This is a genomic window from Intrasporangium calvum DSM 43043 (assembly GCF_000184685.1).
Classification (GTDB): Bacteria; Actinomycetota; Actinomycetes; order Actinomycetales; family Dermatophilaceae; genus Intrasporangium; species Intrasporangium calvum.
Map to the genome: position 1 here is coordinate 980,281 of NC_014830.1, position 12,437 is coordinate 992,717.

Genomic DNA, 12,437 nt, shown 5'->3' on the forward strand with positions numbered 1-12,437 from the left:
TGCGCGACACGCGGGGAATGTGCATGGCCTTGCCGCCGTGGCCACCTAGCGTTGGCTTCGTGCCCGCCAGCAGTCTGATCTTTGTCGTCATCGTGGCGATCTGGGCTGCCTACCTCCTCCAGAACTGGTCCCGCCGGCGCGAGAACGCCGCTGCAGCGAGGTCCGTCGCCGGGTTCACCGAGGCGATGCGGGTCCTGCAGAAGCGCCGCGTCCTGCCCGGCGCCGACCTCTCCGAGCCGCGACCGCACTCCTACTCCGTGGCTCCCGCCCGGGTCGTCCACGCGACCGTCGACGTCAAGCGCGCCGTGCCCGCGGCTGCGTCGCGGCGGCGGTCACCGCTGGTCGCCCGCCGCCAGTCGGAGCTCGCGCCGGCCGGCCACCGAGCCGACAGCGACCGGGCCGGCACCGACCGTCACAGCATCGATCGGACCCGTCTCGACCGCACTCGCGACGACCACAAGGTGGAAACCATGAGCGCAGCCCGCCCGGCCACCCGTGCCCCTCGCCGAGTCCGGGCCGCAGTGCTCCTCGTCGCCCTGCTCTGGGTCCCGGTCTCGATCGTCCTGGCCGTCGTCGGCCCGCTCAACTGGGTCCCGGTGCCGTTCGCGGTCCTGACGGTCGTAGCAGTGCTCGTCTGGCTCCGCGCGGAAGCCCGCGTCGAGGGTGCGGAGCAGGCCAGCCGCGACGACGCCCACCCCGCCCGCGGACGGCGGGCGCCCGCACCCGAGCTGGAGCTCTCGAGCGACGTCACACAGGTCATCCGCCAGCCGCAGCGCTACGCCGCGGAGCAGGCCGAGCCGGCCGAAGCTCCCGCCGCAGCCGCAGCGGCAGCCGCCATCTCAGCCGCAGCCGCGGCCCTGGCTGCTGTCGAGCCGCTCAGCGCGTCCGTCTCGGGCCCCGCCGCGGCACCCGGGCGGCTGACAGCGCGAGCGAGCTCAGCGGCATCCGATCTCGTCTTCGACCTGCAGGCGAGCGAGCCGGCGCCCCGCACGGCGGCTGGGCCGCCCGCCCCGGGGACGTGGAGCCCGGTCCCGGTCCCGACGCCGACCTACGCGCTCAAGGCCAGGGCCGAGCCGCGCTACACGGCCGACGGGATCCCGGCCGATGTGTTCGACACGCCGGAGTTCGCCGACGAGGCGGACGAGCTCGACGACCGGGCCCTGTTCGCGCGCCGCGCCGTCAGTCAGTAGCCCCTCCGCCTCAGGGTTTGGCGGGGGCCGACCCCTCCTCTGCGGACTCCTCCAGCTCCTCCTCGAGCTCGGCCTCGCTCTCCTTGAGGAGCAGGTGCTTGCCGACCGCGTTGAGGACGGCCGCGAAGGGCACGGCGGCCAGCGCCCCGACGATCCCGGCCACCGTCGACCCGGCGGCGATGGCGAGGATGACGGCGAGGGGGTGGATGCTGACGGCGTGCCCGAGGAGGACCGGCTGGAGGACGTGCGACTCCAGCTGCTGCACGGCGATGACCACGGCGAGCATGATGAGGGCCACCCCGAACCCGTGCGACACGAGCGCGAGGATGACGGCGACCGCCCCGGACAGGAGGGCGCCGACGATCGGGATGAACGCGAAGAGGAAGACGAGGACGCCGATGGCGAACGCAAACGGCACCTTGAGCACGGTGGCGCCCAGCGCGATCCCGACCGCGTCGACGAGCGCGACGATGATCGTCGCACGGACGAACGCCGACAGCTGGTCCCACGCGATCCGGCCGGAGGAGTCCACGCGAGGCCGTGACACGCGCGGGAAGAGCCGGACGATCCAGGCCCAGATGCGCGGGCCGTCGTAGAGGAAGAAGAAGAGCGCGAAGAGGGCGATGAACATGCCGGCGATGAAGTGGGTCGCGGTGAGGCCGACGTCCGCGGCGGTCTGGCCGAGGTTGCCCGAGTTGCTGACTCCCTCGCGCAGGTTCTCGAAGTAGCGGTCGAACTCCGAGTCGGTGATGCTGAACGTCGTGCGCAGCCAGTCGCGGATCTGCTCGAGGCCCGTCGCGACCTCGGCGGTCAGCTCGGACAGGCCGCTGCTGAACTGCTGTCCGATCAGGGTGAAGAGCGCGGAGACGATGAGGATGACGCCGAGCACGGTCGTGCCGGCCGCGAGCCCCACCGGCATGGCCCGCGCGAGGCGGCGGCTGATCGGCACGAGCATGGCCGCGAGCAGCAGCGCGATGAGCAGCGGAACGACGATCTGGGAGAACTCCCGCAGCAGCATGGAGGCGACATAGAGGGCCACGCCGATGACGAGGAGGCGCACGGCCCACTCGCTCGCAGCCCGCACCGCGGGCGGCACCGCCGAGGCGCGGGCCGGGTCGGCGGGGCGGGGCGAGGTGGCGTTGTCGGTCACGAGGACACGGTATGCCGCTGAGCTCGCTTGGGTGGCCAGGCGCGGTCGGTGTCGTGGTCGGGTCAGCCCCCGTCGGCGTCGCGGAGGCGGTCGAGCAGGGCGACGGCGTCGTGCGGGGCGTGCCCCTTCGCGTCGTTGTCGAAGTAGACATGGGTGTCGTGCCCGTCGGCGAGCCAGCGGCGCACCTGCTCGGCCCAGCGGTCGAGGGACGCGTCGGTGTAGCCGCTCGCGTAGAGCTCGGTCTCGCCGTGGAGCCGGACGTAGCGGAAGTCGCTCGTCGCGTCGTGCATCTGTGGCCACCGGCCGGCGCTGTCGGCGACGACGGTGCAGATGCCGTGCCCGGCGAGCAGGGCCCGGGCCTCGGGGCTGTCGAAGCTCTCGTGCCGCGGCTCCAGGGCGTGCCGGATCGGCTGGTCCACCAGGGCCTCGGTGAAGACCCGGTCCTCGGCCAGCTTGTCGTCATGTCGGGCCGCGAGCCGGGCCGCCTCGTCGTGGGAGCGCGGGAGGAGCGCGAAGAAGCGCTCGAGTCGGTCCGGGCTCAGCGGCATACGGGCGGGGAGCTGCCAGAGGACGGGACCCAGCTTGGCGCCGAGGGCCAGAACGCCCGACGCGAAGAAGTTGGCGAGCGGCGTCTCGACGTCCTTGAGCTGTTTGAGGTGCGTGATGAACCGGCCGCCCTTGACCGCGAGGACGAAGTCGTCGGGGGTCGCGTCGCGCCAGGCCGCGTAGGAGCTGGGGCGTTGGAGCGAGTAGAAGGAGCCGTTGACCTCGACGGAGCTCATCCGCTCAGCTGCGTAGGCGAGCTCGTCCCTCTGGCGCAGGCCCTTCGGGTAGAAGTCCCCGCGCCAGCGCGGGTAACGCCACCCGGAGACCCCGACGAACGCCCGACTCATGGCGTCGAGGCTAGCTGGCCCGAGGCAGCGGGACGCCCGTTCTCAGCCGGTTCGTCCGCGTGGCGGGCCCGAAACGGTGGACGGAGCGGCTCACCTGGTGCGACCGTGAGGACGTGACCCGCACGGTCTCGGCGGACTACGTCGTGGTGGGAGCCGGTGCGATGGGGATGGCCTTCGTTGACGCCCTCACCGCCCAGACTGACGCGCGCGTCGTCCTCGTCGATCGCCGCCACGGCGTCGGCGGGCACTGGCTCGAGGCGTATCCCTTCGTCCGGCTCCACCAGGCGTCGGCGTTCTACGGGGTGGCGTCGACGCTCCTCGGCGGAGGGCAGGTGCAGCGGAGTGGCCCTGAGGAGGGGCTGCAGGAGCGGGCCTCCCAGGCCGAGATCTGCGCCTACTACGCCACCGTCCTCGACCGTCTCGTGGCGTCCGGGAGGGTGGAGCTCCTGCCGAACGCGGGCTACGTCCGCCGGTCCGATGGCGGGTCGATCGTGTCACGGGTGTCGGGGGAGCGGTTCGACGTCCCGGATCGGTGTCGGGTCGTCGATGCTCGCTACCTCGCGCCGAGCATCCCCGCGGAGAAGCCGCCGCCGTTCGACGTCGGCCGCGGCGCGCACGTCGTGCCGGTCAACGAGCTGGCCCGACTCGAGGAGGCACCGAGCGAGTACGTCGTCGTCGGCTCGGGCAAGACCGCGACGGACGCCTGCATCTGGCTGCTGTCCCGCGGCGTCGACCCGGACCGAGTGTGCTGGGTCCGACCCCGCGACCCGTGGATGCTCAACCGCGCTGTGGTGCAGCCGGACCCGGCGGTCTTTCTGGGGATGGGCGCCGACATCATGGAGCTGGCAGCGACTGCCGAGTCGCTCGACGACCTCTTCGTCCGACTGGAGGAGGTCGGGGTGATGCTGCGCATCGACCGTGGCGTCATACCGACGATGGCGAAGACGCCGACGCTGGCCGGCTGGGAGCTCGAGCAGCTGCGCACCATCGAGAACGTCGTCCGACAGGGGCACCTGCTCGCGGTGGGCCGAGGCAGGCTCCACTTCGCTGCCGGGACGGTCGCGGTGGCCGACGATGCGCTCGTCGTGCACTGTGCGGCGGACGGGTTGAAGTACCCGCCACTCGTTCCGGTCTGGCGTTCCGAGGTCATCACCCTGCAGCCGGTCCGCAACGGTTTCCCGTGCTTCGGTGCGGCCCTCATCGGCTACGTCGAGGCGACCCGGGGGGACGACGCCGAGAAGAACCGGGTGTGCGCGCCCTCACCGTATGGGGACTCGCTGGCCGGGTGGGCGAGCTCGGTCGTTCTGGGCACCCGTAACGCCATGACCTTCACGGCCGAGCCCGACATCAAGGAGTGGGCGAACGGCGTGGCCCTCAACCCGGCGCGGGTGCCTCCCGGCCACCCAGGTTCGGCGCAGCTCGACGACGCCCGGGAACGTCTCGGGCGGTACACCCGGCCGGGGCTGGAACGGCTGGCCGCACTCAGCTGACGTCGAGGGACGTCGAGGGACGTCGAGGGCGTGCGTATCGTCAGCCTCGTCCCCATCGAGAGGAGCAGCCGTGCGAGCCGTGGTCTACGACGAGATCGGCGCGAGCCCCGAGGTGCGCGATGTGCCCTCGCCGGAGGCGCCTGCGGGCGGGGTCGTCGTCGAGGTCCACGCCACCGGCCTCTGCCGCAGCGACTGGCACGCCTGGGCCGGTCACGACGACATCGCGCTCCCGCACGTCCCGGGGCACGAGCTGGCCGGGATCGTCGCGTCCGTCGGTGTCGGGGTGCGCGACTGGTCGGTGGGGGACCGGGTGACCGTCCCGTTCGTCGAGGGCTGTGGGCGGTGCGAGTGGTGCCTCGGCGGGGACGCGCAGGTGTGTCCCGCCCAGGAGCAGCCCGGCTTCACGCACTGGGGCTCGTTCGCCGAGTACGTCGCCCTGCACGCGGCCGACACCAACCTCGTGGCCGTGCCCGACGACGTGTCCTTCGAGGCCGCGGCAGCCCTCGGGTGCCGGTTCGCGACGGCCTGGCGCGCGCTGACCGGGCGGGCCGCGGTGCGACCGGGCGAGTGGGTGACCGTCGTGGGTGCCGGGGGCGTCGGACTGTCCACGGTGATGATCGCGAAGTCCTTGGGCGCCAAGGTCATTGCCGTCGACCGCAACCGTGGCGCGCTGGCTGCGGCCGAGGCGTTGGGGGCGGACGCGGTGCTCGAGGCGGACGGCTCGGACGTCCCGGCAGCGGTCCACGAGCTCACCTCCGGAGGCAGTCACGTCGCCGTGGACGCCGTGGGCAGCGAGGCGACCTGCGCCGACGCGATCCTCTCGTTGCGGAGGCGCGGCCGGCACGTCCAGGTCGGGCTGCTGCCGCCGGTGGACGGTCACCCCCGCGTGCCGATGGCGCGCGTCATCGGCTGGGAGCTGGACGTGCTCGGCTCACACGGAATGGCGGCCGTCGACTACCCGGGGATGATGGCGCTCATCGCGTCCGGGCAGCTGCGGCCCCAGACGCTCGTGGAGCGGGTCGTCGGCCTCGAGGAGGCGGCTGTGCTCCTGCCCCTCCTAGAGCAGGCTGCCCCGGCGGGAATGACGATGATCGATCCGAGGCCCGCGGCTGGGTGAGCACAACCAGCCCGCAGTATGCCGCTGAGCACCGCGGGCGGGCCGGTGCCGTCCCGGTCCGGACCCGGCAGCGATGGCCCGGCCTGAGCGATGTGTCCGTCCGCGCCCGCGCCGGCTTCACCGCGTGCGGCCTCTACCTGGGCGACCCGCCTGCGTGGGAGTGAACCCCGACGGACTCACGGGCGTGACCATCAGCGCTAGCCTGCGGGGACCGTCACCGGTTGAAGGAGGCCGCCCCGTGGGACTCGCCCTGCTCGTGCTCGCAGTCGTCGTCGGCGTCCTCATCGGCATGGTCGGCGTCGGTGGCGTGCTGCTGCCGCCCGGACTGGTTGCCCTCGGCGACCTGACCGCCAACGAGGCGACGGCGACGAGCACCTGGGCCTTCGTGTTCACCGGCGTGGTAGGCACGGTCGCCTATGCGTGGCGTGGGGTCGTGCCGTGGGGCATGCTCGCCGGGCTGACCGTCGGGGTCGCGCCTGCAGCGTTCCTCGGTGCGCTCATCAACGCGAGGCTGCCCGCGTCCGTCGTACTGCTCGGGCTGGCGGCTCTCACGCTGTTCGTCGGTGTGCAGCAGCTGCGGCCGCGGGCCGTCCGAGGGACGCGGGAGGGGCTGGGCGCGGCGGCGCTGGTCGCGCTCGGCGCCTTCGTCGGATTCGGATCCGCGCTCACTGGGACCGGGGGGCCGGTGCTGCTCGTGCCGATGTTGCTGACGCTGGGAGTGGCGCCGCTGCGGGCTGTCGCGGTGAGCCAGGCGGTGCAGTTGCCCGTGGTCGTCGCCGGCTCGGTCGGCTACCTGCAGACGGACCTGGTCGACATACGCCTGGGCACCGTGCTCGGTTGCCTCGCTGCGCTCGGGGTCGCGGCCGGCTCGGTGGTGGCCACGCGCATCCCCGCCGAGGGGCTACGGCGGATCGTGGCGGTGGCGTGCCTCGCAGCGGGCGTGTTCCTCGTGGTTCGTGCGGCCGTGTGAATGGTCTTCATGCCGCCCAGGTGCGCCAGCCCCGCCGCACCCCGCCGCACCCCGCCGAGAGCGGCCCAGCCGGCCGAGGACGACGGCCAATAGCCGGAACCTTGTGCTGAGCTGCCACTGCCTGCTCCTGATTTCAGGATCCGCGCAGGCCACTGACCAGCGGCTTTGGTGGAGCTGAGGGGATTCGAACCCCTGACCTTCTCATTGCGAACGAGACGCGCTACCAACTGCGCCACAGCCCCTTGATGCGACAGGAACTGTAACACCACGGGCACCGCGAGATGAAACCGGTCGCCTCGCCAGCGGGCCTCGGGTTGATGCCAGATCGGCACCCCCGGGGTTGCCGATCTGGCATCAACCCGGCCACGAGGGACCTAGACCCAGCTGGGGAACCACATCCGCATCGACCACTCCGACTGGGGGATGACGTCCCCAACGTAGATCGGGTGGAAAAAGGCGAAGAGCCCGATCGTCAGGAGCACGAACACTCCGGTCGCCGCGAGGCCGAGCCGCCGCCGCCCGACCGAGGCGCCACGCCCGCCGATGAGCAGGCCAAGGACGTAGACGCAGGCCAGCACGACGTAGGGCACGAACGCGACCTCGTAGAACGAGTAGATCGTGCGGTCGGCGAGGAGGAACCACGGCAGGTACCCGGCGGCGACACCCGAGAGCACGGCCCCAGCGCGCCAGTCGCGGCGCAGCGCCCACATGAAGAGCAGGACGAAGATGGCGAGGGTGCCGCCCCACCACACGGACACGGTCCCGATGGAGGTGATCGCCTTGCTGCACTGGTCGACGACGCAGCCGTCCGTGCCCTTGACCGGACCCTCGTAGAAGAAGGACGTCGGGCGGCCCTGGACCAGCCAGGACCATGGGCTCGTCTGGTAGGGGTGCGGGGAGTTGATCGAGGCGCTCGACTCGAACATCTGCTGGTGGTAGGCCCACAGCGACCGCCACCAGTCGGGCAGCAGCCCGCCGAGCCCTCCGGACGGCCGGGTCTCGGCCCAGTCGCGGAACGAGCCTCCTCGGGTGAGGATCCAGCCGGACCAGCTCGCGACATAGGTGACCAGGGCAGTCCCGACGAGCTGGACGAAGGCGAACAGCCCGTCCTTGACCACGCCGCCGACGACCCAGCCGCGCACCCCGGCCGCACGCCGCGCCCCGAGGTCCCAGAGGACGGTGAGGAGACCGAAGAAGACGACGAAGTAGAGGCCCGACCACTTGACGCCGGCGCCGAGCCCGAGCATCACGCCGGCCACCCAGCGCCACGGACGCCAGCCGAGCCACGGTCCGAGGCGCGACAACGATGCCCGCGACACACCGGCCACTCGCGTCGCGAGCACCGTGCGGGCCTGGTCTCGGTCGGCGAGCAGCGCCCCGAAGGCCGCCAGCCCGAAGAACATCACGAAGATGTCGAGCAGGCCGGTCCGCGAGTGCACGAAGTGGTGCCCCTCGAAGGCCAGGAGCGCAGCTGCGACGGTTCCGAGCAGGTCCGAGCGGAACAGCCTCCGTGCGATGAGCCCGAGCATGAGGATCGACAGCGTGCCCGCGAGCGCGACGGCGAACCGCCAACCGAAGGAGTTGAGGATGCCGAACGGGATCTCACCGAGCCCGATGAGCCACTTGCCCACCGGCGGGTGCACGACGAAGTCGCCCTCGGTGCCCCACACGAACGGGTCGTTGGCGGTGAAGTGCTGGTCGACCTGCTTGGCCTGCTCGAGGACGGGGTCGACCTTCATCTCGTAGCCGAACAGGACCATCGACCAGCCCTGCTTGACGTAGTAGGTCTCGTCGAAGATGAGCTGGTGCGGTGCGCCGACGTGCCAGAACCGCAGGATCCCGCCGACGATGGTGAAGAACAGCGGGCCGAGCCAGCCGAGGGTGAGGGCGGCGCCGAGCCGGGCCCTCCGCGGCACGCGGCGAAAGTCGTCCTCCGGTGTCCCGAGCAGCCGTGCGCGCACGGCCGGGGCGGAGTTCATGGGCGCCATCGTATGCATTCGGCCCGTGCCCACCCGATCCCGTATGCCGCTGAGCTGGCTCCCGCGCGCCGGGCCCTTCCAGCCCGGTGAGCCTCTCGTCGAGTGCGCACTTCCTGCCGCGCTGTGCGGTCAGACCGTGACGCCGCGGGACGTGAGGATCGAGTAGCCGACGAAGGCCACGATGTCGAGCAGGGCATGGCAGATGACGAGGGGCATGACCCGGCGGGTCCGCGCGAAGACATAGCCGAGAACGAGGCCCATGACGACGTTGCCGGCGAACCCGCCGAAGCCCTGGTAGAGGTGGTAGGTCCCCCGGATCAGCGCCGACACCCCGATCACCACCGGCCAGGACCATGCCAGCTGCCGCCAGCGCGTGAAGAGGTAGCCGACCATGACGACCTCCTCGACCAGGGCGTTGCCGATCGCGGCGAGCGTCAGCACCGGCGCGGACCACCACACGTCCGTGAGGTTGGCGGCGGAGACGTTCGTGTTGATGCCGATCGCCTTGGCCAGGAAGTAGAACCCGAGTCCGGGCAGGCCGATCAGCGCCGCCAGGCCGACACCGCGGAGCAGGTCCCGGAGCGGCTCGGTCCGGTCGAACCCCATGAAGCGCGCCGCTCCGACCCTCGCCGACGGGCGCAGCACCGTCGCCAGGAGGTAGATCGCGAGGGCCACCGGCACGACCTGGATGAGGATCCCCGCGAGCTGGTAACCCAGGTCGAGCCACGGCCGGTCCGGCGTCGCGGACTGGTTCATCGCCGTGGTCTGGGAGCGCAGCGGCACGTTGCGCGTCAGCTTCTCGATGATGGACAGGACCGACCAGATCGCCGACGCCCCGAGGCTGACCCCGAGCAGCAGGACCGTCTCGCGCCCGAGGCGTCGCCGCTCGACGGGCTCGGCCACGCGCACGGGGTCACGGTCGCTGGGACCGAGCTCAGCGGCATACGACAGCAGGGGGCGCGGCATGGCGCTCACTGTACTTTCGGAGCATGTCCCTGCTCGCCGACTGGACGCGCGGCCGCCACGAGGCGGCGGGGTTCGCGTACGACACATACCGGCGGGGGAGGGGGCCGGGGATCGTCGTCGTCCACGAGAGCCCCGGGCTGACACCCGAGGTCATCGAGTTCGGCGACGAGCTCGTCCAGTCCGGCTTCACGGTCGTCCTGCCGCACCTCTTCGGCTCGGCGCACGCCCCGCCACGGACGTGGGAGGCGGCCCGCGTCGTGCCGAGGCTTTGCGTGACAAGGGAGTTCACGATGTTCGCGACCGGGGTCTCAGCCCCGTTGGCGGAGTGGCTGCGCAGCCTCGCCCGCGAGCTGCACGCCGGCGCCGGAGGGCCCGGCGTCGGGGCGATCGGCATGTGCGTCACCGGCGGCTTCGCCCTCGCGATGATGGTCGACCCCGTCGTCGTCGCGCCGGTCGTCGCCCAGCCGGCCACACCGCTCCCGCTCGGAGCGCGGCGCGCGGCCGACGTCAACCTGTCACCCGACGACCTGGCGGCGGTGCAGGAGCGGGTCGCGCACGGCTGCCCCGTGCTCGGCGTGCGGTACCGGCGCGACTGGGTCACCGGAACGCGCTTCGAGACGCTCCGGCGTGAGCTCGGCGACGGGTTCATCTCCGTCGAGCTCGACGGCGCCGGTCATGCGACCCTGACCGACCACAGACACCCGACTGCCGTGGTCCGGGTCGTCGACTTCCTCCGCGAGCGGTTGCTCGGTCAATGAGACTTGTCCACACCCTTCTGGGGACAACCTGGGGATCGCATGGGCTGGCATGTGGAGAAGTGGGCTCTATCGGTGGACAACCCGCCCGGAAACTGTGGACAAAAAAGAAGTTCTCGAAACCCCTTGCGCCGCTTTGACATCGAGGCGTAGAACTCTCTTACGCGATCCCTTCGGGGAGAGCGGGACAGTTCGGAGACGAGGGTCCACACGCCAGGGCAACCTGACGCAGCCGCTTGGTGACGAGGTGGTTGGGACCGGAGCCGAAGAGTTGTCGATCGGAAGCGTCACATAGACCGATCACCAGAAGGGCCCTTGAGACTCATACTCCCAAGGGCCCTTCACCTTTCCCGGTCACCTCCCGGCCGTCACCGCGGCGTCGTAGAGCGCCTTCTTGGACAGCCCGGTGCGCACTGCGACGTCCGCGCAGACGTCCTTGAGGCGTTCACCGCGAGCAACCCGCTGCCGTATGCCGCTGAGCTCGCTCTCGACGGTGCTGACCTTCCGCTCCGCCCCCGTCACGACGACGGTGATCTCCCCCCGGACCCCGTCGGCGGCCCAGGCGGCGAGCTCCGCCAGGGTGCCGCGCCGGACCTCCTCGTAGGTCTTCGTCAGCTCCCGGCAGACCGCCGCTCGGCGCGTCGGCCCGAAGGCGTCGGCCATGGCGGCGAGGGTGTCGCCGAGCCGGTGCGGGGCCTCGAAGAAGACCATGGTGCGCCGCTCCTCGGCGAGGTCGCCCAGGGCTCGCGAACGCTCACCCGGCTTGCGGGGCAGGAAGCCCTCGAAGCAGAACCGGTCCACGGGCAGTCCCGACACGGCGAGCGACATGAGGACGGCGCTCGGACCCGGGACGCACGTCACCCGCACGCCGCGGTCCACGGCGGCAGCGACGAGCCGGTAGCCGGGGTCGGACACCGAGGGCATCCCCGCGTCCGTGACGACGACGACCCGGTCGCCGGCGACGAGCCGCTCGACGAGCTCCGGGGTGCGGGCGGCCTCATTGTGGTCGTGGTAGCTGACGACCTTCCCGGCGGGGCTCACGGACAGGTCGGTGAGGAGCCGTTTGAGGCGGCGCGTGTCCTCGGCGGCGATGACGTCCGCGGTTGCGAGCTCCTCCGCCAGCCGAGGCGCTGCGTCGCGGGGGTCGCCGATCGGGGTGGCGGCGAGGACGAGGGTGCCGACTGACGGTGCGGTGTTCACGACCCCATCCTCACCGACAGCATCGAAAGAGCAGTTCGTCCCCATCGAAAGAGCAGTTCGTCCCATCGAAAGAGCAGTTCGTCCGCCGCTTCCGCGCAGCTGCGGGTCTCGGCCAAGGGCGGACGAACTGCTCTTTCGATGTGGGGCGGACGAACTGCTCTTTCGATGTGGGGCGGACGAACTGCTCTTTCGATGTGGGGCGGACGAACTGCTCTTTCGATGGGGTTGGGGTCAGTCGGCGAGACGGGCCTCGATGGTGATCGACGGAACCGCCTTGAGGGCCTGGCTCACCGGACAGTTGTCCTTGGCCTCCTCGGCCCGGGCCTGGAAGTCCTCCGCGGAGATCCCCGGGACGGAACCGACCGTGCTCAGCTTGATCTCCGTGATGCCGGTGCCCGGGACGAAGGTGACGGCTGCGGTCGTGTCGAGCGTCGTGGGCGGGGTGCCGGCCTTGTTGAGGATGTTGGAGAACGCCATGTTGTAGCAGGCCGAGTGGGCCGCGGCGATGAGCTCCTCAGGGCTCGTCTTGCCGCCCGGCTCCTCGGTGCGGGCCGGCCAGGAGACGTCGAACGTCCCGTTGCCCGACGACTCGAGCGTGACCTGGCCGCTGCCGGTGAAGAGGTCGCCCTCCCAGTGGGCCGTTGCGGTGCGCGTGGCTGACATGAACACTCCTTCGATCGCGAGGTGGTGCTTCCCTCCTCACCTTTTCGCGAACGCGCAGGTCTGG

The 12,437-nt window shown here is 71.3% G+C and carries 12 protein-coding genes and 1 tRNA gene; 6 read left to right on the forward strand and 7 right to left on the reverse strand.

Annotated elements, in window-relative coordinates:
• Window positions 1–59 precede the first annotated feature (59 nt).
• A complete protein-coding gene (locus tag INTCA_RS04500) occupies window positions 60–1,190 on the forward strand; it encodes a hypothetical protein (RefSeq protein WP_041307263.1) in 1,131 nt (376 codons plus the stop codon).
• Between the two features lie 10 nt (window positions 1,191–1,200).
• Here INTCA_RS04500 and INTCA_RS04505 read toward each other — a convergent pair whose 3' ends face one another.
• The gene (locus tag INTCA_RS04505) at window positions 1,201–2,340 is read right to left on the reverse strand and encodes an AI-2E family transporter (protein ID WP_013491741.1); all 1,140 of its coding nucleotides are present in this window, start codon (window positions 2,338–2,340) and stop codon (window positions 1,201–1,203) included.
• A 62-nt stretch (window positions 2,341–2,402) separates the two neighbouring features.
• Window positions 2,403–3,233 carry a DUF72 domain-containing protein gene (locus INTCA_RS04510; RefSeq protein ID WP_013491742.1) on the reverse strand — a complete coding sequence of 277 codons (831 nt, stop codon included), beginning with the start codon at window positions 3,231–3,233 and terminating at the stop codon, window positions 2,403–2,405.
• A 113-nt stretch (window positions 3,234–3,346) separates the two neighbouring features.
• Here INTCA_RS04510 and INTCA_RS04515 point away from each other — a divergent pair, with 113 nt between their 5' ends.
• The 4 genes from INTCA_RS04515 to INTCA_RS04525 all read left to right on the forward strand — a co-directional run bounded on the left by INTCA_RS04515 (window position 3,347) and on the right by INTCA_RS04525 (window position 6,810).
• Window positions 3,347–4,723, forward strand: coding sequence for an NAD(P)-binding protein (locus INTCA_RS04515; RefSeq protein ID WP_041308396.1), 1,377 nt, complete (start codon window positions 3,347–3,349; stop codon window positions 4,721–4,723).
• 70 nt (window positions 4,724–4,793) lie between these two features.
• On the forward strand, window positions 4,794–5,840 hold the full coding sequence (locus tag INTCA_RS04520; protein ID WP_013491744.1) for a zinc-binding dehydrogenase: 1,047 nt from the start codon (window positions 4,794–4,796) through the stop codon (window positions 5,838–5,840).
• A complete protein-coding gene (locus tag INTCA_RS19780; RefSeq protein WP_013491745.1) occupies window positions 5,837–6,004 on the forward strand; it encodes a hypothetical protein in 168 nt (55 codons plus the stop codon). Before INTCA_RS04520 ends, INTCA_RS19780 begins: the two co-directional genes overlap by 4 nt.
• Window positions 6,005–6,078: 74 nt before the next feature.
• Entirely contained in the window at window positions 6,079–6,810 is a 732-nt protein-coding gene (locus INTCA_RS04525; RefSeq protein WP_013491746.1) for a sulfite exporter TauE/SafE family protein, read from the forward strand.
• Window positions 6,811–6,976: 166 nt separating this feature from the next.
• Here the strand turns inward: INTCA_RS04525 and INTCA_RS04530 are convergent.
• From INTCA_RS04530 to INTCA_RS04540, 3 genes are all read right to left on the reverse strand, one after another.
• Window positions 6,977–7,052, reverse strand: a tRNA-Ala gene (locus tag INTCA_RS04530).
• Between the two features lie 132 nt (window positions 7,053–7,184).
• Window positions 7,185–8,789, reverse strand: coding sequence for a dolichyl-phosphate-mannose--protein mannosyltransferase (locus INTCA_RS04535; RefSeq protein ID WP_013491747.1), 1,605 nt, complete (start codon window positions 8,787–8,789; stop codon window positions 7,185–7,187).
• Window positions 8,790–8,918: 129 nt separating this feature from the next.
• Window positions 8,919–9,755, reverse strand: a complete 837-nt coding sequence (locus tag INTCA_RS04540) for a CPBP family intramembrane glutamic endopeptidase (protein ID WP_013491748.1) — start codon at window positions 9,753–9,755, stop codon at window positions 8,919–8,921.
• Between the two features lie 23 nt (window positions 9,756–9,778).
• Here INTCA_RS04540 and INTCA_RS04545 point away from each other — a divergent pair, with 23 nt between their 5' ends.
• Window positions 9,779–10,513 (forward strand): dienelactone hydrolase family protein, encoded by a 735-nt coding sequence (locus INTCA_RS04545; RefSeq protein WP_013491749.1) that lies wholly within the window; start codon window positions 9,779–9,781, stop codon window positions 10,511–10,513.
• A gap of 351 nt (window positions 10,514–10,864) precedes the next feature.
• Here the strand turns inward: INTCA_RS04545 and rsmI are convergent, their stop codons facing one another.
• Window positions 10,865–11,710, reverse strand: coding sequence for a 16S rRNA (cytidine(1402)-2'-O)-methyltransferase (gene rsmI, locus INTCA_RS04550; RefSeq protein ID WP_013491750.1), 846 nt, complete (start codon window positions 11,708–11,710; stop codon window positions 10,865–10,867).
• A gap of 231 nt (window positions 11,711–11,941) precedes the next feature.
• Window positions 11,942–12,373: an OsmC family peroxiredoxin gene (locus tag INTCA_RS04555; protein WP_013491751.1), complete on the reverse strand. Its 432-nt coding sequence runs from the start codon at window positions 12,371–12,373 to the stop codon at window positions 11,942–11,944.
• Window positions 12,374–12,437: the final 64 nt, after the last annotated feature.

Excerpts from the sequence above, each read along its gene's own strand:
- INTCA_RS04510 (WP_013491742.1), bottom strand. The coding sequence starts at position 3,233 with ATGAGTCGGGCGTTCGTCGGGGTCTCCGGGTGGCGTTACCCGCGCTGG.
- INTCA_RS04535 (WP_013491747.1), bottom strand. The coding sequence starts at position 8,789 with ATGAACTCCGCCCCGGCCGTGCGCGCACGGCTGCTCGGGACACCGGAG.
- INTCA_RS04540 (WP_013491748.1), bottom strand. The coding sequence starts at position 9,755 with ATGCCGCGCCCCCTGCTGTCGTATGCCGCTGAGCTCGGTCCCAGCGAC.
- INTCA_RS04545 (WP_013491749.1), top strand. The coding sequence starts at position 9,779 with ATGTCCCTGCTCGCCGACTGGACGCGCGGCCGCCACGAGGCGGCGGGG.
- INTCA_RS04555 (WP_013491751.1), bottom strand. The coding sequence starts at position 12,373 with ATGTCAGCCACGCGCACCGCAACGGCCCACTGGGAGGGCGACCTCTTC.